The sequence below is a fragment of the Candidatus Protochlamydia amoebophila UWE25 genome, assembly GCF_000011565.2.
GTDB classification, from domain to species: domain Bacteria; phylum Chlamydiota; class Chlamydiia; order Chlamydiales; family Parachlamydiaceae; genus Protochlamydia; species Protochlamydia amoebophila.
Window position 1 is genome coordinate 1810215 of sequence record NC_005861.2, and the last position, 24528, is coordinate 1834742.

At 35.4% G+C, this 24528-nt stretch carries 14 protein-coding genes and 4 pseudogenes; 11 read left to right on the forward strand and 7 right to left on the reverse strand.

All coding sequences use genetic code 11. From position 1 onward, the window contains the following. Nucleotides 1-18: 18 nt before the first annotated feature. Complete coding sequence (locus PC_RS07195; protein WP_011176047.1) at nt 19-822, reverse strand: C40 family peptidase; 804 nt, start codon at nt 820-822, stop codon at nt 19-21. Nucleotides 823-1020: 198 nt separating this feature from the next. Here PC_RS07195 and PC_RS07200 point away from each other — a divergent pair, with 198 nt between their 5' ends. The 10 genes and pseudogenes from PC_RS07200 (at nt 1021) to PC_RS07245 (ending at nt 14783) form a co-directional block, all read left to right on the forward strand. Then, a complete protein-coding gene (locus PC_RS07200) occupies nt 1021-2604 on the forward strand; it encodes a peptide ABC transporter substrate-binding protein (RefSeq protein ID WP_011176048.1) in 1584 nt (527 codons plus the stop codon). 8 nt (nt 2605-2612) lie between these two features. After that, the gene (locus PC_RS07205) at nt 2613-3548 is read left to right on the forward strand and encodes an ABC transporter permease (RefSeq protein ID WP_011176049.1); all 936 of its coding nucleotides are present in this window, start codon (nt 2613-2615) and stop codon (nt 3546-3548) included. Next, nucleotides 3545-4447 (forward strand): ABC transporter permease, encoded by a 903-nt coding sequence (locus PC_RS07210; protein WP_011176050.1) that lies wholly within the window; start codon nt 3545-3547, stop codon nt 4445-4447. Before PC_RS07205 ends, PC_RS07210 begins: the two co-directional genes overlap by 4 nt. Before the next feature lie 8 nt (nt 4448-4455). Further along, entirely contained in the window at nt 4456-5442 is a 987-nt protein-coding gene (locus tag PC_RS07215; protein ID WP_011176051.1) for an ABC transporter ATP-binding protein, read from the forward strand. Then, entirely contained in the window at nt 5435-6376 is a 942-nt protein-coding gene (locus tag PC_RS07220) for an oligopeptide/dipeptide ABC transporter ATP-binding protein (RefSeq protein WP_044045186.1), read from the forward strand. Before PC_RS07215 ends, PC_RS07220 begins: the two co-directional genes overlap by 8 nt. Before the next feature lie 815 nt (nt 6377-7191). Beyond that, nucleotides 7192-9069: pseudogene (locus PC_RS10050) on the forward strand (BTB/POZ domain-containing protein); the annotation flags it as partial. Nucleotides 9070-9481: 412 nt separating this feature from the next. Next, nucleotides 9482-11455 (forward strand): leucine-rich repeat domain-containing protein, encoded by a 1974-nt coding sequence (locus tag PC_RS11380; protein WP_011176054.1) that lies wholly within the window; start codon nt 9482-9484, stop codon nt 11453-11455. After that, nucleotides 11410-11736: a leucine-rich repeat domain-containing protein gene (locus tag PC_RS11765; protein WP_232086070.1), complete on the forward strand. Its 327-nt coding sequence runs from the start codon at nt 11410-11412 to the stop codon at nt 11734-11736. Before PC_RS11380 ends, PC_RS11765 begins: the two co-directional genes overlap by 46 nt. A 5-nt stretch (nt 11737-11741) precedes the next feature. Continuing rightward, nucleotides 11742-12038, forward strand: a complete 297-nt coding sequence (locus PC_RS07240) for a leucine-rich repeat domain-containing protein (protein WP_011176055.1) — start codon at nt 11742-11744, stop codon at nt 12036-12038. Between the two features lie 732 nt (nt 12039-12770). Next, entirely contained in the window at nt 12771-14783 is a 2013-nt protein-coding gene (locus PC_RS07245) for a BTB/POZ domain-containing protein (protein WP_011176056.1), read from the forward strand. A gap of 1100 nt (nt 14784-15883) precedes the next feature. On the opposite strand, the pseudogene PC_RS07250 reads toward PC_RS07245, so the two are convergent. The 5 genes and pseudogenes from PC_RS07250 to tkt form a co-directional block, all read right to left on the reverse strand. Beyond that, nucleotides 15884-17878 (reverse strand): annotated as a pseudogene (locus tag PC_RS07250) (ATP-dependent Clp protease ATP-binding subunit); the annotation flags it as partial. 87 nt (nt 17879-17965) lie between these two features. Then, a pseudogene (locus tag PC_RS11995) lies at nt 17966-18427 on the reverse strand (Clp protease N-terminal domain-containing protein); the annotation flags it as partial. 327 nt (nt 18428-18754) lie between these two features. Beyond that, the gene (hemG, locus tag PC_RS07255) at nt 18755-20128 is read right to left on the reverse strand and encodes a protoporphyrinogen oxidase (RefSeq protein ID WP_011176058.1); all 1374 of its coding nucleotides are present in this window, start codon (nt 20126-20128) and stop codon (nt 18755-18757) included. After that, on the reverse strand, nt 20121-21203 hold the full coding sequence (gene hemE / locus PC_RS07260) for a uroporphyrinogen decarboxylase (protein WP_232086071.1): 1083 nt from the start codon (nt 21201-21203) through the stop codon (nt 20121-20123). The genes hemG and hemE overlap by 8 nt, the downstream gene beginning before the upstream one ends. Next, nucleotides 21187-23208 (reverse strand): transketolase, encoded by a 2022-nt coding sequence (gene tkt / locus PC_RS07265; RefSeq protein WP_044045188.1) that lies wholly within the window; start codon nt 23206-23208, stop codon nt 21187-21189. Before tkt ends, hemE begins: the two co-directional genes overlap by 17 nt. Before the next feature lie 609 nt (nt 23209-23817). Between tkt and PC_RS11385 the strand changes: the two are divergent. After that, nucleotides 23818-24349 (forward strand): annotated as a pseudogene (locus PC_RS11385) (IS982 family transposase); the annotation flags it as partial. On the opposite strand, the gene PC_RS10620 reads toward PC_RS11385, so the two are convergent. Next, entirely contained in the window at nt 24314-24493 is a 180-nt protein-coding gene (locus PC_RS10620; RefSeq protein ID WP_079890435.1) for a transposase, read from the reverse strand. The pseudogene PC_RS11385 and the gene PC_RS10620 sit on opposite strands and share 36 nt — an antisense overlap. Nucleotides 24494-24528: the final 35 nt, after the last annotated feature.

A 24528-nucleotide genomic window follows, 5' to 3' on the forward strand; every position in this document is an offset into this window, starting at 1 on the left:
AATACCTTTGTTTTTCCTTTAAATCTTAAGCCTACGAACAGTACGATAACCAAAACGATTTTTGAGGGAAGGCTCTTCTAAAGAAGAAATTTGCAAAGTCGGTTTGGGTTTTACAGAAGCATGAATCAATTGATCATTCCCTAAATAAAGTCCCACATGTTTAATGGAGTCATCATTAGAACCAAAAAAAATCACATCTCCCCTTTCTTTATTATTCCAATCGATAAACTGAAAAAGGGGAAAGGTAATTTGTTGAGAGGCATCTCGAGGAAGAATGATTTTCACCTGTCTAAATATCATTTGAATAAAACCTGAGCAATCATAACCAAAACTCGAAACTCCCCCCCACGTGTAAGGCAAGTTTAAAAACTGCTGGCTACCATCTACCACTTTTTCTAAATTAGTTGAAAAAAGGTCCAGTGTGATATCACCTTTTTGAATCCATCCTTTTTCCCCATTCATGAGTTGGATTTGTAACCATCTTCCTTCTTCTTCTTCAAGTGTTTCTAGTAGAGGTAATTCTACTTCAAAAGGAAGGGTTAAAAAAGGCTTTTCTCGATTTACATGAGGAGACTTATAAATATGTGCTGCATTCGATGTAATTTTAATAAGCGGAAAAGAAGATATCGTATTGCTCTCAATCATCTGTATTGGATTGATCCATCCTTGGTAACCATCGACCGTTTCGACTAAATAAAATTTGTCATCTTTCTTGATAATCTTAACTTTCCAACCATAAATGGCTTGCGAAATTACCTCGACGTGTTCATTTGGTAATCGATATAAATTTGCAACTGGATAATTAATGTTCATCTCATACATAGTATATAATCACTTTCTGTTGATAACTTTACTTTTTATAAATCAAATAATTTCGTATAAATATAAACTTGGATTGAAAATTATAAAATTAATTTTCAAATTTAAACAATTTCATTTCCACTATTTATACACAGACAAATCGAAAAATTATAGTGAGACATAACAATCTAGACTAGATGCAAAAAAAGAGGCTATTTTATGTTAAAAAAATATTTACCTATTTTTTTTCTTTTTTTGATTCCTTTATTTACTGGCTGCGATAGAAAAATTAAACCTACAAGGGCAGAAGAGCAAATTTTTCGTATAAGTTGCGAATCTGATTTACTAACATTAGATCCTCGACTTGTGAGAGACTTAGGCTCTATTACTGTTATGCAGGCACTATATGAAGGGCTGACAAGAATACAAGCAGATGGAACAATTACGTTGGCTAATGCTGAAACAGTTACTCTTTCTCCCGATCATAAAACCTATACCTTTAAATTGCGTTCTAATGAATGGTCAAATGGAGATCCAGTTACTGCTTATGATTTTGAAGAGAGCTGGAAAAGTGTTCTATCTCCCCAATTTCCCTCTCCGAATGCCTATCAACTATACGTTATTAAAGGAGCTCAGGAGGCGAAAGAAGGCACGGCTAACTTAGATCAAGTAGGTATTTATGCTAAAGATAAGCAAACATTGATTGTAGAATTAAAAAATCCTACACCCTACTTTCTTAATCTTACTGCGACACACTTTTTTTTTCCTGTCCACGCAGGTTTAAGAAACCAACCTCATCCTTCTAACTCTTTTTACTCAACTAACGGCCCTTTTAAAATTGATAGTTGGACAAATGACCTATCCATTATCCCTCACGTTGGTTACTGGGACAACTCCGCAATCAAATTAAACAAAATCATTTTTAACACCTTGGATAATCCAACTGCTTTACAATTATTTCAAAATCACAAACTTGATTGGACCGGTTCCCCACTTTCAACCATTTCCATAGATGCTTTAATTGCTTTAAAAAAGAGTAAAAACTTTCACGTTACTCCAGCAGCAGGAATACATCTCTTTCGAGTTAATACTTCTAAATTTCCTCTTGATCAGATAAAAATAAGGCAAGCTTTAGCTTTAGCTTTAAATCGAAAGGAGTTAGTTGAACATGTCTTACAAGGCAACCAAGAACCTGCAACAGGATTAGTCCCTCCTACATGGCTCAAAACCTCCGTTTTCTTTCAAGATGGAAATGATAGAATGGCTCAGCAACTTTTTAACGAAGCCCTTAAAAAGAACAATTTAGGCTTGCAAAATTTTCCTAAATTGATTTTGTGTTATGCATCAGGAGAGCGTCCTCATAAAATTGCACAAGTTGTCCAACAACAGTGGAAAAACGTTTTGGGAATCAACGTACAATTACAAGCTTATGAAAGTAAAGTTTATTTTGACCTTCTGAAAAAACAAGACTATCAAATAGGAATTGGATCTTGGTATGCTGATTTTCGCGATCCCATCTCTTTTTTAGATGTTTTTAAATTTAGGAATAACGGGACAAACAATACAGGTTGGGAAAACCAGCATTACATCGATTTACTCACAAAAGGTTCACAGGAAACTTCTCCTAACCAAAGAAATCAATTATTAATTGAGGCTGAAAAATTACTCATCCAAGAGATGCCAATCATTCCTCTATTTTTTGGATCGTACAATTATTTGAAAAAAGAAAATGTCCATGACGTTTATTTTTCAGAACTTGGTTATCTAGATTTGAAAAAAGCTTATCTTAGCCCCCTTAATTAAAGATTGCTATGTACCACGTCTATTTTTGTAGAAAATTTATTTATTTACTTAGCTCTCTTTGGATCATTATAACTTTAACTTTCATCCTTATGAAAGCTGTTCCTGGGGATCCGTTTAATGACGAACAAGGATTAAGAACTGATATCCATCAGACCTTAATAAAAAAGCATGGTTTAGATCAGTCTGGAATTAATCAATATTTGAATTATCTCTCTCAATTATTGAAAGGTAATCTTGGCTATTCTTTGAAATATCAAGGTCGATCAACTAATCAAATTATTCAAGAAAGCTTTCCTATTTCTGCTCAACTTGGTTTCCAAGCTATTTTTATTGCTTTGATCGGCGGGGTAACCTTAGGATTAATTGGAGCTTTAAAGAAAAACAAATGGCAAGATTTTTTTATCTTAATCCTGACAGCTATCGGAACGTCAATTCCTAGTTTTATTTTAGCAACTTTTCTACAATATATTTTCGCTATTAAATGGGGTGTGCTTCCTCTTGCTCAATGGGGAAATTTTAATCAAAGTATTCTCCCTTCATTATCTTTAGCTCTTCTCCCTATGGCGTTCATCGCACGTTTAACACGAGCAAGTTTAATTGAAATTCTTAAAACTGATTATATTAAAGCTGCCCAAGCAAAAGGACTTCCCTATTATCAAATACTTTATTCTCACGCTCTTCGCAATGCCTTACTTCCAGTCATAAGTTATCTTGGTCAATTACTTGCTAATATTTTAGTGGGAAGTTTCATCATTGAAAAAATTTTCAGTATCCCAGGCCTAGGAGGATGGTTTGTAAATAGTGTTCTCAGTAGAGACTATCCTGTTATCATGGGATTGACTCTTTTTTATAGCACTCTTTTGCTATTATCTGTCTTTATTGTTGATATCATTTACAGCTTATTAGACCCTCGCATTCAACTCATTCATAAGGAATTAGTATGAAATCCTCCCCCTCTCAATCAGATTTTACTCCCTTGGAGAAGTGGGAAGAAACTTTTGTGCCGCCATCCTATAGCAGACCCTCTATTTTTAAACGTTTTCAATCTCATCCCTTAGGAATCGCGGGAATGCTTCTTTTTTTAGGAATTGTTATTTTAACGATTTTAGGACCTTTAATTTCTGGATATTCTCCCGAAACAACGCATCTGACTTTAAAAAATCACCCCCCTTCTTCACAGTTTTGGTTTGGCACAGATGACCTTGGTCGCGATCTTTTTACGAGAGTTTGGTTTGGGGCTCGAATTTCTCTTTGTATTGGTTTTTTAGCCGCCTCTATCGATCTAATTGTAGGATTAATTTGGGGCGGTATTGCCGGTTTTTCTGGAGGTAAAATTGATGAAGCGATGATGCGATTTGTCGATATTTTATACGCTCTACCCTACTTACTTATCGTTATTTTGTTCACAGTAGTTTTAGGATCTGGCTTTTTCTCTATTGTCCTTGCTATTACATTATTTGGATGGATAACAATGGCTAGAATTGTTCGAGGGCAAATCCTTTTAATTAAAGAAATGGATTATATTTTAGCTGAAAAAGTATTAGGAGCAAGTTTTTCGAGAATTTTATGGAAACACCTTCTACCTAATGCCAGCGGACCCATCCTTGTTACTTTAACGTTAACGATTCCTTCCGCTATTTTTTCTGAAGCTTTTTTAAGTTTTTTAGGGTTGGGTGTCCAAGCCCCAACAGCAAGTTGGGGCACAATGGCACATGAGGGATTGCCTGCCCTACAATATTACCCTTGGCGATTATTTTTTCCCGCTTTTTTGATTAGTTTGACTATGCTTTCTCTTCATTGGATTGGTGAAGGATTGAAAAGCGCTTTTGATAAAACAGAGTAAGTTTTTTTATGATTCAGCCACTTGTTGACGTATGTCAGTTATTTCTCACCCTTGAAACTTTGCATGGTTCCCTCCATGCCCTAAGAGGTGTTAATTTTCAACTTTATTCCAACGAAATTGTAGGGCTTTTAGGAGAATCGGGTTGTGGCAAAAGTTTGATTGCTTCCTCAATTTTGAAGATCTTTCCCTCTTCTCTCCAAAAAGTTTCCGGTCAAATTTTATTTCAAGGTTCGGATATTTTAAAATATTCTGATAAGCAAATAGAAATGGTCCGGGGGAAAAAAATTGGAATGATTTTCCAAGATCCATCCCTTGCACTCAACCCAACTAAAACAATTGCAGATCAATTCATCGAAGGATTGCTATGGCATTGCCAATTAAATAAACAAGAAGCCTATTATCAAGGAATCAATTGGTTAAATAAAGTTGGCATCAATAATGCCGCTCTACGGATGAAACAATATCCTCATGAGATTAGTGGCGGAATGAAACAACGTGTCATCATAGCTATGACATTAGCTTGCCATCCCTCCCTTGTTATTGCCGATGAGCCAACAACTGCTTTAGATGTGACCACACAACGACAAGTTTTAAATCTTTTGAAAGAATTACAAAAAGAAGTAGGAATGACTATTTTGCTTATCACGCATGATCTTGGTGTAGCAGTTCATATTTGCGATCGATTATTGATTATGTATGCAGGTCAAATCGTTGAGTCTGGTTCTGCTAAAGAAGTGATTCAGTCTCCAAAACACCCCTACACACAAGGACTCATACAAGCTAAAAAAAGCTTAATGCATTTTCAAGATGAGGTTCTTTTTACCTTGCCAGGATCTCCTCCTTCCCTTTTTGCTCAGACATCCCTTTGTGCTTTTGGGCCAAGATGTCGGCATGCTATGCGAATTTGTCAGAAGGAAGCCCCGCCGATGAATGAAAATGATCATCATAAAGCCGCATGCTGGCTCAAAGTAAAGGAAAAAAATAGTGATGCCTGAGATTTTAAAAGTTGAAAACCTTTCTAAAGAATTTCGCTTAGGTAACAAAGTTCTGAAAACTATCGACAACATCTCTTTTGAACTTAATAAAGGAGAAATTTTTGGATTAGGAGGGGAAAGCGGGTGTGGAAAAACTACTTTGGCTAAACTTCTTGTCAGACTTATTGAACCGACAGCGGGATCTATAAAATTTCAAAATAAAGATTTTCTTAAATTGAACAGAAAAGACTTGAAGCTTATGCGCCGGCATATACAGATGGTTTTTCAGCATTCATCAAGCTCTCTTAATCCTCGCATGACAGTTGAAAAAATCTTACAAGAGCCTTTTTTGATTCATGATCAAAAAGAAAAAGTTACTGATAGTAAACTCTTAAACCAACTGTTGTCTCAAGTGGGATTATCTGCAGACTTTTTAAAAAGAATTCCTCAAGAGTTAAGTGGAGGACAAAAACAAAGAGTTTCTTTAGCTAGAGCCTTAGCTCTCTATCCTCAATTAATTATTTGTGATGAACCTTTTTCCGCCTTGGATGCATCTGTTCAAGGACAATTAATTAATTTGATGAAAGACATCCAACAAAAAAATCATTTAACTTATCTTATAATTTCGCATGATCTAGAAGTTTTACGCTATTTTACACATCGCTTAGCTATCATGTACTTAGGTAATTTTGTTGAGCTGGGGCCGACTAATGCTGTTTATGAAAATCCTCTCCACCCCTATACAAAAACACTTTTGGCAGCGGTTTTTACTCTTTCATTAGAAGCAAAGCAAACATCATTATCTATCCTAAACGACTCTTTTTCCCATCTTGACACCTCTACAGGATGTCCTTTTCAATCTCGTTGTAAATTGGCAAGTTCGATTTGTAAAAAAATAAAACCTTCTTTAAAAGAAGTACAAAAGGGCCATTTTGTCGCTTGTCATTTTTATTAACGCAATGACTATTTTATTTACTGAACGAATATACCAGGCTTCTTGTGCGTATTTAAAAAGACAGAATAAGCTAAAATACCTTTAATGACTCCTCTGTTTATATAACCCAAATAGCTTTATCATCAGATCTTATTTGTAACAGTTTTAGCTCATCTATCACTTTTACATCGATGCTTTGAAGTCAGTGGTTAATGGATCAAAAAATCATCGTCAATTCGACAGAGGGAACAAAATTAAAAAAATTTAAAGATAATTTAATAAATTTTTAATCTTCAAAACTTTCTAACTGTTAGCTTTGATTTAAGGCAGCAAATTGCGAAACAAAAATGTTCACTATTTTTGAGATGAGAAGTCCATTGGAGCATCTTTTTTCCTTTAACACATCAAAAGATGCAACATTTTGAATGATATAAAATAGTGCCTAATCCTTCAATTCTCAAAAAAATACATAATGAAATGCTTGGGAATGGCTGGTGAGATATTCTCAGCAAACAGTTGAAATTAGGTAGGCTTTCCAGATTGTGTTCGAGTTTCCTGAAATTAAGTGTAATTGCTTTGAAAAAACATATTCAAGCATTGTTCCTGTAAAACATTTCTTTCCCAATTAACCTACTAACAGGCTTAGGCATTTTTCCTGTTAAAGATTAAAGATGCTGCATTTAAACCATATTGATTTTTACTTGTTTTCTAACAACTGTAATAGTATGAATAAGAGTTTGATCAATAAAAGCAATTTTCACTTTATTCTAATCGCATATTTAATATCACTAATATTAATTAGGATATATATAATAAAAATTATTTAACTAATTTGGATGGTAAATTTGAATATTCATAACCCAAGTTTTAATCCTAGTAATCTCCTTGTTAATGCAGACACTCATTCTTACTCTCGTTCAAACAAACATTTAAAATTTTTTGAACGAATAAATTTATTATGCAAAACAATTTTTCAGGGTTTTTCAAGCCTATTCTTTAATTATCTCAAAAAAGATTTACTTCAATTTCAATGGAGAAAACTTTTAGGAGAACAAAAAGAAATTGTCATTTCTAATTTTACTATAACTCATTTAGAATCAGAATCTGATGTATCTTTATCAAGTTTGAGTCAAACTTCATACTTTGCCCCCCCTTCTTCCAGACTGAGCTTCCAGGATAATACTCATCTAAATATTTCAAGTTTCCAAAAATCTTTGTTAATGGAAAAATCGCCTTATTTTAAGAGTCTTTGGTCAGGAAGTTTTCAAGAAACTCTTCAAGATCCTCTCGCTTTGACACAAAAAGAATTTACTCATCTACTCTATTCTCTAATCAACGCTAATTTTAAATTTCCTTTCGAAGACATCCCTTCTTTCATTCAACTGGCCGATTATTATCAACTGACAGAAGTTGTGAAAAATTTAGAAGAACAGTTGCTTAATGGGTATAAATCAGAGAAATTTAAGTTTTTCAATTCCAACGAAGACAGCTTAGTGGAATTAAAAGAACTTTTAAATTTTGCGCAACAATATCAATTAGACACTCTAAAAAATTATTTAGAGCTTACAGCTGTGAGTTCATTATTAAATCAGACTTCTCAATTAACGGAATTTGAAAAAATCTTAAATTATTTCTCAAATGAGGTAGAAGCACTCAATTTTTCAGAAAATGCCCATTTGACTGATGCCCATCTCTTAGCGTTAAAAACTTGTAAAAATTTAAAAGTGCTTTATCTTAAAAAATGCTGCAATCTCACGGATGCTGGATTATCACATTTGTCACCTTTAGTGGCGCTGCAGCATTTAGAGCTGAGTGATTGCCCTAGGCTTACTGACGCTGGATTGGCGCACTTGACATCCTTAGTGGCTTTACAGTATTTGAATCTGAGTGAGTGCTCTAATTTCACCGACGCTGGATTGGCGCACTTGACACCTTTATTGACTTTAACGCATTTGAACCTGAGTTGGTGCTATAATTTCACACATGCAGGATTAGCGCATTTAACTCCCTTAGTGGCTTTGCAGCATTTGAATCTGGGCCATTGTAGAAATATCACGGATGCTGGATTAGCGCATTTGTCACCCTTAGTGGCTCTGCAACATTTAAATTTGGGTTGGTGCAGCAATCTCACAGATGCTGGTTTAGCGCATTTGTCACCCTTAGTGGCGCTGCAGCATTTAGATCTGGGTTGGTGCAGCAATCTCACGGATGCTGGATTGGCGCACTTGACATCCTTAGTGGCGCTGCAGCATTTAGATCTGAGTTGGTGCTATTATCTCACGGATGCTGGATTAGCGCATTTGTCACCTTTAGTGGCGCTGCAGCATTTAGATCTGAGTAATTGCCTTAGTCTTAAGGACGCTGGATTAGCGCATTTAACACTTTTAGTCACTCTGAAGTATTTGAATTTGAATAAATGCCATAATCTCACGGATGCTGGATTGGCGCACTTGACACCCTTAGTGGCTTTACAGCATTTAGATCTGAGTCAGTGCCCTAATCTCACAGGCACTGGATTAGCGCATTTAAATTCCTTAATGGCTTTACAGCATTTAGATATGAGTTGGTGCCATAATCTCACGGACGCTGGATTAACGCATTTAACTCCCTTAGTAAATTTACGACATTTAAATCTAACTAAGTGCCCTAAACTCACTGACGCTGGATTAGCGCACTTGGCACCCTTAGTCGCATTAGAGCATTTAGATCTGAGTTAGAGCCGTAATTTCACCGACGCTGGATTAGTGCATTTAACTCCCTTAGTAACTGTTAAAAAATTTATGCGGGTTGATTATAACTTCATTTGAATTGGGTTATATAATATTGTACTAATCTGAATTAACGCATTTTTATAACTAATCTAACAGGCTTAAGCACCTTCGTACTAAAGACCAAATTTTTGTATTTAAACTATATCGATTCTAACAAGTTTTTAATAGTATAATACAAATAAGGGTTTAAATATTTGAAATTTAATTAAAAATTGCCACATGTTTCATCTATGATGAATAAAAACAATTTTATTTTAAATCCAATTAATTTCATTAATATTTAAATGAGTTTTATTCGTATAATATGATAAATAATATATAATTCACTTTTATTTAAATAATCCAGGTGGTAATTTTGAATACACATAATAATATTAACACTCCCACAGTCAATCCACATATTCCTTTTTATAATTCATTGAGCGAGCATTTAAAATTTTCTGAACGCATTGTTTTATTATGCAAAACAATTTTTCAAAGCTTCCTAAATCTCTTCTTTAATAATGTCAACAAAGATCAACTCCAATCACAGTGGAGAGAAATTTTCTGGGGAACAAAAGAAATTGCCGTTTCTAACGGCGATACAAATGACAGATTACGTTCATTTTTATCAAGTTTAAATCCTACTTCTTCTTCGCCAAGGACTCGCCAACAACAAGGAAGTAATTATCCTGCCAGTGAAAATAAACTTGCAACAGACTTTCCAAATACTTCTACGGACTTAAATCCTTCAAATAAACTTTCCTCAGAAAAAATTGAGCCAATAATTCAACCTTCTGAACTTTTTTTTCCTTCAGGATTTAAATTGAACTTTCAAGATGGCAATTTTCTGCATCTTTCCAGTTCTCAGCTGGCTTTGTTAAAGGAAAAATCACCTTATTTTAGGGGGCTTTGGTCAGGGCATTTTCGAGAAACTCTTCAAACTCCCCTGGCTTTGACCCAAAAAGAGTTTACTAATCTATTCCACTGCGTGCTGGATGTTCATTTTAAAGTTCCCTTAGAAAAAATCTCTTCTCTCATTCAACGAGCCGATTATTACCAACTAGCAGAGGTAGTGAAAAATTTAGAACAACAGTTGCTTGATGGGTATAAATCAGAGAAATTTGAGCTATTTAATTCCAGCGAAGTCAGTCTAGTAGAATTAAAAGAACTTTTGAATTTTGCCCAACAATATCACTTAAACGCTTTAAAAAATTATTTAGAATATACAGTTGTGAGTACTTTATTAAATCAGGCGCCTGATTTAACAAAATTTGAAAAAATTATAAATTACTTCGCAAATGACATAGAAGAACTTAATTTTTCAAGGAATGCTTATTTGACCGATGCTCATCTCTTAGTGTTAAAAAATTGCAAAAATTTAAAAGCGCTTTATCTTGAAGGTTGTAAAAACCTCACTGATACTGGATTAGCACATTTGTCACCTTTAGTAGCTTTACAGCATTTGAGTCTGTTTGATTGCGAAAATCTCACTGACGCTGGTTTAGCGTATTTGTCGCCATTAGAGAATTTACAACATTTGAATCTAAGCCATAGCAAACATTTCACAAATGCGGGATTAGCGCATTTATCACCTTTAGCAGCTTTACAACATTTGAATCTGTTTGGGTGCGAAAATCTTACTGGCGATGGATTAACGCATTTATCATCCTTAGTGGCCTTGCAACATTTGGGTCTAAATTTTTGCAGAAATCTCACGGACGCTGGATTAGCGCATTTGGCTCCCTTAGTGACCCTGCAACATTTAGATTTAAACTTTTGCGATAATCTCACTGACACTGGATTAGCACATTTGACGTCTTTAGTGACCCTACAGCATTTGAATCTGGGTTGGTGCAGAAATCTTACGGACGCTGGATTAGTGCATTTGTCGCCCTTAGAGAATTTACAGCATTTGGATTTAAATGATTGCTATAATCTCACTGACGCTGGATTAGCGCATTTGACGCCTTTAGTAGCACTGCAGCATTTAAATCTTAGGCGTTGCAGAAAACTTACGGACGCTGGATTAGCACACTTGACACCTTTAGTAGCTTTGCAGTATTTGGATCTGTTTGGATGCAGAAATCTCACTGATGCTGGGTTAACGCATTTAACACCTTTAATCGCTCTGCAGCATTTATATCTGGGTTTATGCAATAATCTTACAGATCGTGGATTGGCGCATTTGACACCCCTAGCAGTCCTGCAACGCTTGGATCTGAGCTTTTGCAGTAATCTCACTAACGCTGGATTGAGGCATTTATCACCATTAGTAGCTTTAAAGTATTTGGATCTGAGCGGGTGCGAAAATCTCACGGACGCTGGTTGGCACATTTGGCGTCCTTAATGGCTCTGCAGCATTTAGATCTGAGTGATTGCCCTAGGCTCACGGATGCTGGATTAGCGCATTTAACATCCTCAGTAGCTTTACAGTACTTAGATCTGCGTGAGTGCTGGAATCTTACTGACGCTGGATTAGCGCATTTAACACCTTTAGTTGCTTTACAGCATTTATATCTACGTGGGTGCTGTAAACTTACTGACGCTGGATTAGTGCACTTTGGCTCCCTCCATGACCCTGTGCATTTGGACCTAAGTGGATGCCATAAAATCACGGAAGATGGTTAGCGCATTTGACACCCTTATTGGCTTTACAGTACTTAAATTTGAATTGGTGCTCTAATCTCACTGACGCTGGATTAGCGCATTTGACTCTCTTAGTAGCTTTACAGCATTTATATCTACGTGGGTGCCCTAATCTCACGGACGCTGGATTAGCGCATTTAACATCCTTAGTGGTTCTGCAGCATTTAAACTTGAGCTATTGTATAAATCTCACGGACGCTGGGTTAGCGCATTTGTTACCATTAGTGGCCTTGCAGCATTTAGATCTGAACGGGTGCAGCAAAATATCATGGACGCTGGATTAGCACATTTAACACCCTTTAGGCGCTTTACAGCATTTAGATCTACTTGGGGTGCCGCTATCTCACGGATGCTGGATTGGCGCATTTTAAATTCATAGTAACTAAATCACATTTGGATATGTATTGGTGCAAAAACTCTCAATGGTGCTGGATATAAAAATTTTATTCAATTTTCCAAAACAAATAAAATTTTAAAATTTCTAATATTGAACGATGGACAAAACGCGTAGCTGGATTGGCGTATTTTAAACTCTTAGTAATTGCGCCACATTTTTGAATCTGAGTTGGTTATAATGTGCGCCAATGTGAATGATACCCTTTTTCCATTCTTTAAGAAGCAATAAAAATTTATATTGAATTAAGATGCAAAGAAAATGCCTTTGCTCTCGCTCGTCTCCTCTTCTTTCAATTTACTTTTCATTACTACTTTTGATTTAACCTATTGTAGAATTAGTAGAGATTTTTTTTACCCCTTTAGGCAAAAATACATTTATTTTGGCTCCAATTGAACAAATAAATTTATCTATTCCTTGTTCAATAAATTAAGAATTGCTCATTTAAGTAATGAAATTGGAACCAATTTCTTTGTGGGTTTTTTCATATTGGATCAAAATTTTTTCAATTATAGATCGATAAAAATAAATTTTCTCTTTAACTTTAATTGTCTAATCAATTTTCCCTAATATGAATTGTATGATATAACTAAAAATTATTTAGCTAATTTGGAGGGTAATTATGCACATTCATAATTCAAATTTTCATCAGCCTACTCCCATCGTCAAACCAGACACTCATTCTTACTCTCGTTCAAACAAACGTTTAAATTTTTTTGAACGAATAAATTTATTATGCAAAACAATTTTCCAGGGTTTTTCAAGTCTATTCTTTAATTATCTCAAAAAAGATTTAGCTCAATTTCAATGGAAAGGGGTTTTGTGGAGACAAAAAGAAATTGTTATTTCTAATTCTATAACTTATCTAGAAACAGAATCTGATGTATCTTTATCAAGATCAAGCTTGAGTCAAACTTCAGATTTTGTCTTCCCTTCTTCTAGACTGAGCTTTCAGGATGGAACTTTTCTAATTATCTCTAATTTTCAAATATCTTTGTTAAGGGAAAAATCACCCTATTTTAAGAATCTTTGGTCAGGAAATTTTCAAGAAACTCTTCAAGATCCTCTCACTTTGACACAAAAAGAGTTTGCTTATCTGCTCAATTGCCTGGTGGATGCTAGTTTTAAAATTCCTGTGGAAGACATTCTTTCTTTCATTCAATTAGCCGATTATTATCAACTGACTGAAGTTGTGAAAAATTTAGAAGAACAGTTGCTTAATGGGTATAAATCAGAGAAATTTAAGTTGTTCAATTCCAATGAAGACAGCTTAGTGGAATTAAAAGAACTTTTAAATTTTGCGCAACAATATCAATTAGACACTCTAAAAAATTATTTAGAGCTTACAGTTGTGGGTTCATTATTAAATCAGACTTCTCAATTAACGGAATTTGAAAAAATCTTAAATTATTTCTCAAATGAGGTGGAAGCACTCAATTTTTCAGAAAATGCCCATTTGACTGATGCCCATCTCTTAGCGTTAAAAACTTGTAAAAATTTAAAAGTGCTTTATCTTAAAAAATGCTGCAATCTCACGGATGCTGGTTTACCGCACTTGACACCTTTAGTGGCTTTACAGTATTTAGATTTGAGTAAGTGCCATAATCTCACGGATGCCGGATTGACGCACTTAACATTCTTAGACGCTCTAAATTATTTAGGTCTGGGTGAGTGCTATAATCTCACGGATACTGGATTAGCACATTTGAAATCTTTAATAAACTTACAACATTTAAATTTGAATAACTGCAATTTCACGGATGCTGGATTAGCGCACTTGACACCCTTAGTCACTTTAAAGTATCTGAATCTGAGTCAGTGCTATAATCTCACGGATGCTGGATTAGCACATTTGACACCTTTAGTGAATTTACAGCAATTGAATCTGTCCGATTGCACAAATCTCACGGATACTGGATTAGCGTATTTGTCACCCTTAGTGACTTTGCAGCATTTGAATTTAAATGTATGTAAACTTATTGACGCTGGATTAGCACATTTGACACCTTTAGTGAATTTACAGCAATTGAATCTGTCCTATTGCACAAATCTCACGGATGCTGGATTAGCGCATTTGTCAACCTTAGTGACTCTGCAGCATTTAGATTTGGACGGATGCTATAAACTCACGGACATTGGATTAGCGCATTTAACACCTTTAGTCACTCTGAAGTATTTGAATCTGAGTTGTTGCCATAATCTCACGGGCGCTGGATTAGCGCATTTAACACCTTTAGTGGCTTTAAAGCATTTAGATCTGAGTTGGAACGGTGATCTCGAGGACGCTGGATTAGCCCATTTGACACCTTTAGTCGCTCTAAAATATTTAGATCTGAGTGAATGCTATCATCTCACCGACGCTGGATTAGCGCATTTAAGATCCTTAGTGGCTTTAAAGCATTTAGATTTGAGAGGATGCTATCAACTCACCGATGCTGGAATAGCACATTTAACCCCTTTAGTCGCTCTAAAGTATTTAGATCTGAAAGGATGCCCTAATCTCACCGACGCTGGATTAGCGCATTTAACATCTTTAATCGCTCTGCAGGACTTAGAACTGCCTAATTGCCAAAGGATTACGGACGCTGGATTAGCGCACTTGGCTTCCTCCATGACCCTGCGCATTTGGACCTAAGTAGATGCCATAAAATCACGCACCATGGGTTAGCACGTTTAAGATCTACAGGGGGCTTTAAAACATTTAGTTTGTTGATTCCTGAGTGGATGCGAACTAATACAGCTTGAATTGTAATAACAAAAAAATCAAAAATGGAAGTTGTAAAAAAGATAGAAAATTGTTTTAAAATATTTATTTTCACAAACAAGAAGATTTTAAAAATGAACAAATAAAGCAGTTTTGAATAATCCCCTTTTGAATAATATAATTTTTCAGTAATTATTCTTTAATAAACCAATTTTTTCTAAAATTCACTGAGAACTAATATTTGTGAGATCTACCAAAGCTTCGATTTTTTCAATCTCAAGATTTTCGAAACCTGCTTGAATTACTAATTTGACTGCTTATGTAGCATTATTTTTTCGATATTACGTAGCCTAACTCAACTTTACAAATTTGAGCTCCTTTGCCTTTATCAAGCGTGAAAGTTCCTATGACTTTTTCGCCAAGATATCCTGCCTTAAATCATAGTTGCTACTCAACAACATTTTTAAAAATTCTACAGCATCATTTCGAGAGGTGTAGCTGTTTCACATCATGTATTTTGTAACTTCACCATTTATTGCCCACTCTATAAAATTATCTACATCTCTCAAAGTAATTTTTTTAAATTTATTTTTAGTTCTTGTTGTTTATAATCAGATATTAAATTTTCTCTCCCACCTTTTTTGGGATAAAACTATTCAAATCAAATAAAAACAAAAACTAACATCGATAAGCTTCTATACAGCGCATATACTTTAGTTATTGACCAGTTGTTAGCGAATAGCCAACACAAAAGGAGAGAAATAATTATGCGCATTCTTGGGCAATAGGAAGCGTATTTAATTAAAATCATTCAGTTGCGTCGTTTTAATTTATTTTGAATTAGAATTCCTATGGCTATGCTAAATTAATTAATGGCTGACTAAGACTATCTAATTTTGTAAGATAAGCTATAGATCAAGCTAATTATAAAGGCGGTGGCAACAAATAAAAAATTATAGTGAGACTCGGAAAGATTTTCAGTCTTTTTTGAAAAGGGTAGCTCAAAAGAATTATTGAGCTACCTTTTAATTTCAATTGATTGCAGAACTAGCAGTAGTAGATTTTCCATGAAGAGGATAAATTTCATCGTCAATAATGACAATCTCTTCGTTTTCCACTGTCACATGACAACGACGTCCTTCATTAGGATTCATCAAAATCCGCTCTGCTAAAGGATCCTCTAAGAATTGTTCAATGGTACGTCTTAATGGACGAGCTCCCATTTCTACTTGGAAGCCTTTATCTACCAAGAAATTCTTAGCCGCATCATCAAGCTCGATAAATATTTCGCGTCGAGCTAGACGTTTGCTAAGTTTTTCAATTTCTAAAGAAATCACATGCAATAAATTGTCTCGATTAAGCGGATGGAAAATAACGATGTCATTCAAACGGTTAAGAAATTCAGGTTTAAATCGTTTTTTGACTTCGCTTTCAATTTTCTCCTTAATATGAATATAATCTAACGACCCTTCAGATGCTCCAAAACCAATCTCAGTACTTTTCTTAATAAGATCAGCCCCCAAGTTAGAGGTCATGATAATAATTGTATTTCGGAAATCAACTCTTCTTCCAAAAGAATCTGTCAAACGCCCTTCTTCAAGTATTTGTAACAGAAGATCCATGACATCAGGGTGTCCTTTCTCAATTTCATCAAACAGGACCACTGAGTAAGGTCGCTGTCTAACTTGTTCTGTTAGCTGTCCGCCTTCTTCATGCCCTACATAGCCAGGAGGAGAACCTGTCATGCGACTGACGGCAAATTTTTCCATATATTCCGACATATCGACTTGAATGAGTGCATCTTCGCCGCCGAACATGTTAATTGCCAAAAGCCTAGCTAAAAGTGTCTTCCCAACTCCTGTAGGACCTAAAAAGAGAAAAGCTCCAATAGGACGATTTGGATCTTTAATGTCAGCTCTACTTCGACGAATGGCACGGCAAACTGTTTTGATAGCGTCTTCTTGGCCAATAATTCCTTCTTTTAAGATCTCTTCCATTTTGAGAACTTTTTGTAGTTCACCTTCAGTTAATCGATTGAGAGGTATTCCTGTTTGCCTTGCTATCACATTTGCTACATCCTCATCCTCAACAATGACTTCATGCTCTTCTTTGTTAATTTCCCATTCAGCTCGAATTTGTTGTAACTGCTCACGCAAGGTTTTCTCTTTATCACGTAATTTGGCAGCTTTTTCATACTCTTGCTTACCAATAGATTCTTCTTTAGCCAACCTTGTGGCCTCTATTTCTGACTCATACTTACTAATGTCTTGTGGCTGATTCATCATAGAGATACGCAGTTTGGCGCCTGCCTCATCAATTAAATCAATCGCCTTATCTGGTAGAAAACGCCCATGAATATAGCGATCCGATAAGACCGCGGCAGCACGAATTGCTTGGTTAGTGAAAATGACTTTATGATGTTTCTCATACTCAGGTTTTAAACCATAAAGAATTTCAATAGTATCATCAACACTTGGAGGAGCAACTAAGATTTTTTGGAAGCGACGTTCTAAAGCTGCATCTTTTTCAATGTGCTTCCGATATTCATCAATTGTTGTTGCGCCAATACATTGCAATTCTCCACGAGAAAGAGCTGGTTTTAAGATATTTGAAGCATCTATAGCTCCTTCAGCAGCACCTGCGCCAACAATTGTATGCAATTCATCAATAAACAGTAAAACATTTCCATTTTTCTTGATTTCATCCATAACAGCTTTAATACGTTCTTCAAATTGTCCTCTGTATTTAGTACCGGCAATCATTAAAGCTAAATCAAGTGTAATTAATTTTTTCTTACGTAAAGTATCAGGCACATCCCCTTTTACAATAGCTTGAGCAAGCCCTTCTACTATGGCAGTTTTACCGACTCCTGCTTCTCCGACTAAAACTGGATTATTTTTTCGACGCCGACACAGAATTAAAATGAGTCGCTCAATTTCTTCTTTTCGACCTATGACCGGATCCATCTTGCCTTCGCGACACATTTCAGTTAGATCGTGTCCATAAGCTCTTAAAGCCGGCATTTTATCATTAGCAGTTCCAGCAGCTACTTTTTCGTAAGAACCTTTTCCCCCACTGCCAGGTGATGGGTTACTTGGACTAATACCAGCTCCACTAATGGGAGGAAGTTGTAAGTTAAAAGTTTCAAGTTCTTTTAAAACCTCTTTACGCACTTCTTTCAAATTGACATTTAAATTTTCTAGAACTTGTGCGGCAACGCCATCTGTTTGTCTTAATAAACCAAGCAATAAATGCTCTGTCCCCACATAATTATGATTTAGATTGGCTGCTTCTTCATTTGCAAACTCAAAAACTTTTTTTACTTTTCCAGTTAAGGCTGGATCTCCGTAAACTTGGATTTCAGGTCCGTATCCCACTAATTTTTCTACTTCACTGCGCACGGTTTCAAAATCAATATTAAGGTTTCGTAAAACGTTAACCGCAACGCCTTGGCCTAGTTTAAGTAGTCCTAAAAGGACATGCTCTGTGCCTAAATAATTATGATTAAGTCGCTGCGCTTCTTTTTTGGCTAATTTAATAACCTGTTTTGCACGATTCGTAAATTTATCAAACATGTTGAACTCGCTTTTTTTTAGAATATCAGATGCTTTGATTTAATGATGGTCTATTATCATTGAACCATTGAATAAAGTGCAAAAGACTCTTTCGCTGCAATTAAATTCACTCTCAAAATTCAATTATATAAGTCAGCGAAATGAATTTGAAAGCAATCAACTGTTTGTGCCCAAATGTAGTTTGCATCTCTATTTTTTGCAAAAAAAAAGTTTAAATAAGTAATTTGATTATAAATTATTAACTTCTAGGAAATTGGAAATAATGGATTTTTATTATTTTTAATAATAAGCTTTCATTTATTTTTTAGCAATCACATAAAGCAACTGCTAAATGTTAAAACCTTTTGCAATTTTAACGGCTAATAAACGGGCTTGCAAAACTCTATCATTCACAGAAACCCCGTCAAAAGAATGACCTGTAAAAGTGAATTGGGGATAAAGAGATAAGGATTGAGATAAATTGATTAAAGTTAGGTAATGTCCAATTTGATATTGAGGGATCGCCTGTTTGGCTAAAGAAACATAAACTTCATCTGGCACAGAATCAATCGCCAAATGCCTTTCGATAGAAGATAATGCAAGGGCTAATCCTTTTTGCCTATCATCTATCTGAGGGTGCTGAGTTCCCCCCATCATAACTGTTAAGCGAGTGTGTTCAGGAGAAAAATTTTGCTTAGGAAACACTGCTGAATCCCATACACATCCCAAAATTGATTCTTTTTCTTGAAAGGGAATTAAATAACCAAAGCCAGATTTTTTTAAAACAGGTCGACGATAACCACAATTGACAACCATCACAGAGGTTGATTCCATAGACTGTAGCAGTGAAGCCGTTTCACTAAACTCTGAACCAAGTAAAGGAGCCAATTTTGAAGCTGGCAAAGTAGAAATCAAATGATCAGCTTTAAAAACTTTTCCGTTATCTAAAACAACTGTGGCCCCCTCTTTTTCCATTTCAATCGTTTTCACAGTAGAAGAAAAATGAATATTAGCATCTAATTGATGCACGAAAGATTGTATTAAATATCCCATTCCTTGCTTAAAGGAAAAAAGAGGTTGTTTCATCCAATATGAAACAAAAGCGCTAGAGGATTTTTTTTCTTTTTTTTGATTCCATATCCCTTTAATTAAAGATCCGTTTTCTTGTTCCCACTTCCAAAAAAGAGGAAAACAGCTTTTCATGGATAATTTTTTGCAATCTCCAGCATAAATTCCTGAAACAAATGGATCAATTAAACGGGAGGTCCATTCTTTTCCAATACGTCGGCTAAAAAATTCTTCTATAGATTCATCTTCTTTTAACGACCTTGGAGAATTTAAATCCCGATAAACCGCTTTGAGCCATCCTTTAACAAGAGGGTTAAAAAGAATATGAAAAAAGGAACTGGGTAAAGGCTGTAATTTTTTTTGAAAATAAAGAAAACGAAGGTTCGCAGAAGAATGTGCCCCAATGATTTCATCACATAATCCTAATTCTTCAATGAGTTGAAGCATTTCTCTTCCAGAGCCTTTCGAACGGCAACTGCGTGGACCTGTCTCAAACAAAAAATCTTGAGAATGAATCGTTTGAATCCATCCTCCGGCTCTTGAATTTGCTTCTAACAAAGTAAGTTGAACGGAAGATCCTAATAGTTTTTTCAAAAACCATGCTGTTGCAAGTCCGCTAATTCCAGCACCTAAGATCACGATATGTTTAACCACGCCTTTCCCTCACAGTTTCAACTAAAGTGCGAACTGCCTCTTCAGAAACATCAGGAAAGATGCCATGCCCTAAGTTTAAAATAAACCCTCGATCTCCTTCCATTTCATCTAATAAAGCATTTACCTCTTCCCTGATTTTGGGCAAAGGTGCATAAAGCAAATCAGGATCTAAATTTCCTTGCAAAGCAATGGGATAAGGAATGACATCACGCATCCGTTTTACCCGACAATTCCAATCTAATCCAACAGCTGCGGGTTTAATGGAAGCTAAATCTGGGCCAAAAACCGAGGATCCTCGGCAAAATAAAATGAGAGGGATATCTTTTTTTAATCCTTTTAAAATGTACTTTAAATAATTTAAAGAAAACTCTTGAAATTGACGATAAGAAAGAGTATTTGCCCAAGAATCAAAAATCTGTAAAGCATGTACCCCCGCATCAATTTGCATATTGAGATAAGCAATCGACCAATCTGCTATTTTCCGAAGTAAAGTATGAAATCCTTGCGGCTCATGATACATCCAATGTTTAATTTTTTTGAAGTCTCGGCTAGTTTTTCCTTCGATCATATAACTTGCCACAGTAAAGGGTGCTCCACAAAAACCAATTAAAGGAACATTTAATCGGGGTTGTAAACATCTAATTCCTTCCTTGACAAATTCAAGAGAAGTAAGATCCTCGGGCATCGCAAGTTTTTCAATATCGTGAAGGTTAGTGATAGGTTTTTCTATAATAGGTCCTACCTTATCTTCAAAGCGAACTCCTACTTTTAAGGCTTCGGGAATGACTAAAATGTCTGAAAATAAAATAGCTGCATCGACTTGATAAGCTTCGATAGGCAATAAGGTAACTTCAGCAATCAATTCTGGATTGTGACACATATCTAAAAAAGAATATTTTTCTCTTAATGCTCGATAAGAAGCTAAATGGCGCCCGGCTTGTCGCATAAGCCAGACGGGAGGTCTGGAATTATTGCGACATTGCAGGGCTTGAAGTAGTCGATCATTAAATGAACTACTAATGATATTTGAAACAACAGAATTAGGTGCGTTTTTTTGACTATAAAATACGTTCAAGTATAGCCTCAACGGTAAAACCAAATTCTTTTGCTAATACACCCGCAGGAGCTGAGGCTCCAAAATGTTCCATACAAATTGCAATACCATCACGGCCAATGTATTTATGCCATCCAAGGTCAACACCAGCTTCAATACTGACCCTTTTACCAATATCTCCACCAAACAGACTTTCTTTATAATCTATAGGTTGCTTTTCAAATAAAGCCCAGCAAGGCATAGAAATAACCCGGACATTTTTACCAAGTTTTTCTAATTCATTTGCTACGTTCATCGCTAAACTCAATTCCGAGCCAGTTGCAACTAAAGTAAAGTCAGCCTTTCCTTTTTCTTTTTTTACGATATAAGCCCCTCTTCCCATTCCTTCAACATAAGGAATGTTTGTCCCAGCTAAATCAGGTAAATTCTGTCGAGACAAAATCAAAGCCGTAGGGCCTTTATATTGCAAAGCTGCAATCCAAGACATTTTTACTTCATAACTATCTGCTGGGCGGATTACTTGTAGTTGAGGAATAGCTCTTAAAGCTGCATAATGTTCAACAGGTTGGTGAGTAGGCCCATCTTCCCCTAAGAAAATAGAATCATGGGTAAATTGATAAAAAACTTGTGCATGTTGTAAAGCCGCCAAGCGAATTGCATTACGCATATAATCAGAAAAAGTTAAAAAAGTTCCTACAAATGGAAGAATCATTCCAGTTTGATAAAGACCAGTCGCTATTGTCGCCATCCCAAATTCTCGTACACCGAACTTAATATTGCGTCCATGAAATTCGTTAGGAGCAATTAAAGAAAACTTCTTTAACATTGTCATATCGGATGAAGATAAATCAGCTGACCCTCCGTATAATTGAGGAATCATATCTGCTAAACTATTGAGAACTTCTTGAGAAGCTTTACGTCCGGAAATTGGAGCTTTAATCATCAGATGCTGAAGCTTTTGCTCGAAATCGTCGGGAAGTTTGTGATGTAGCATGACTTCTAATTCTTGGAATTTAGAAGGATTTTCTTTTGCCCATTCTTCAAATATTTGCTTCCACTCATTTTGTTCTTTTGCATCGGAAACAAGCTTATTTTGAAAGTAGTTGATGACAGCTTGAGGAACATAGAAATCTTCTTGAGGAATGCCCAGTTCATCTTTAGCTGCTTTAATTTCTTCTACTCCAAGAGGTGATCCATGGGCTTTATAAGTCCCCCCTTTATTCGGGGCTCCTTTCCCAATAATAGTATGAGCTATAACTAAACAAGGCTTTTCTTGATAGTGTCGAATTTGAGAAAATACAGTATCAATAGCTTCAATATCGTTTCCATCTATTTCAAATACATCCCAACCATAAGCCTTATAACGAGTTTTAGTATCTTCTGAAGAACTTTCTGCTAACGGTCCATCTAAAGAAACGTGATTCGCATCATAAATAGCAACCAAATTATTCAATTTTAAATGACCAGCTAATGAAGATACTTCTGAAGAAATCCCTTCCATTACACAACCATCACCCATTAACACATAAACTTTATTATTAAAAATGGGATGCTTTTCTGTGTTAAATTTTTCTCCAAGAATTTTAAATCCAAGTGCTTGACCGACAGCATTACCTACACCTTGCCCTAAAGGCCCCGTCGTTGTTTCCACACCATCCGTCATAAATGATTCTGGATGGCCTGGAGTTGGGGAATGAAGCTGCCTGAAATTTTTGATGTCTTCCAACGTGATTTTGTAACCAGCTAAGTGTAGACAAGAATATAACCACATAGATCCGTGTCCAGCAGATAAAATAAAACGATCACGATTGAGCCATTTAGAATTTTTGGGATTTTGCTTAAGATAATAACCATATAAGTATGCACCAAGTTCAGCACATCCCATTGGAAGCCCTGGATGACCTGAATCTGCTTTTTGAACAGCATCCATCGAAAGACCTCGAATGGTATTTGCTATTTGTTTCATGATTTGCTTTTGCTCAGAATCGAGAGGTTGAGGCACTGAAACTTGAAGATGGCTGCTCATATTTTTCACCAAATAAATTTAAAGATTAAAAAAACTTAATGTAGCTCTAATGCATAAAAAGGCGCAAGAAAAAGGGTTAAAACCTAAACTTGCCGTTTTCCCACCCCCCTGGCTTTTAAAAAAAATTGGAAGGTAAATAAACTTTTAATAAGTATATAAATTTTAATTTAAATTCCATTTTTTAAAATTTACGACTACCGTTTATCCAGCTATTTATGAAATCGTCTAAGAACAAGCTCAAAATGAGTGACTAATTCCTAGTTATTTTGAGACATTAACTCAAGTTTTAAGCATGCTCATTGATTCTATCGGGTTTTTTAAGATATGACGCTTTTTTAAGTATTTAAGCAAAAAGAATGTGGTTGTCCTACTATTTATGGAGCAGTCATACATTTTATAATTTTATAGAGGGGATTTTACCACTCGGGGAACCGATCCCTTAAAGTAATTTTATTGATTAAATATGTCGAAAAACTTTTTAGTAACCTGAACTTTTGGTTTAGGTGTTTAGGCTTAAACAAGATACATAAAATTTGAATAACAAAAGACCTCAACATGATTTAAAAGCATTGTTTACTACAACCATACTTAAATCATGAGAGGTCAAAAATGGAGGTAACTGAACTCTATTGTACAATTGATGATTTCTGGAAATCTTTTAAGCAAGAAGGGGAAAAACACCTTATAAAATTTGGAAAGTGCAAAAAGGGCCCAGAATCTGTGTTATTTCCAGCTGAAATGATGACCATCATCGTTTTATTTCATCAGTCAAATGACAGAACTTTCAAACATTTCTATAACTACCTTAATTTCTATTTAAGAAATGAATTTCCAAAACTAATAAGCTATGATCGATTCGTTTACCTAAAGAAAAATTATGTTTGTTTCTTTATGTGCTTACCTCATGCACAGAAAAGGTAAAGTGACGGGAATAGCTTTTATTGATTCTACATCAATAGCAGTATGTCATCATAAAAGAATTGCGCGAAATAAGGTATTTACAGGGCTAGCAAAAAGAGGGAAGGCCACTTCAGGATGGTTTCACGGTTTCAAATTACACATAATGATTAATGACAGCGGGGAAATTTTAGCTTTTCAACTTACATCAGGTAATGTATCTGATGTATTGATGGCTGAAACCCCCTTTTAATCGCTTAGCTTCGGAGATACCTATACCACCAAATTTATCTTTCCACATGTAATATGAAGCTGTGCTGATTCCGTATTTGCGACAATCTTCTGCAAGAGGTATTCTAGAGTCGACTTCTTTTAGGATTTTAATGATTTGTTCTTCTGTATAACTTTTTCATGCTTATTCCT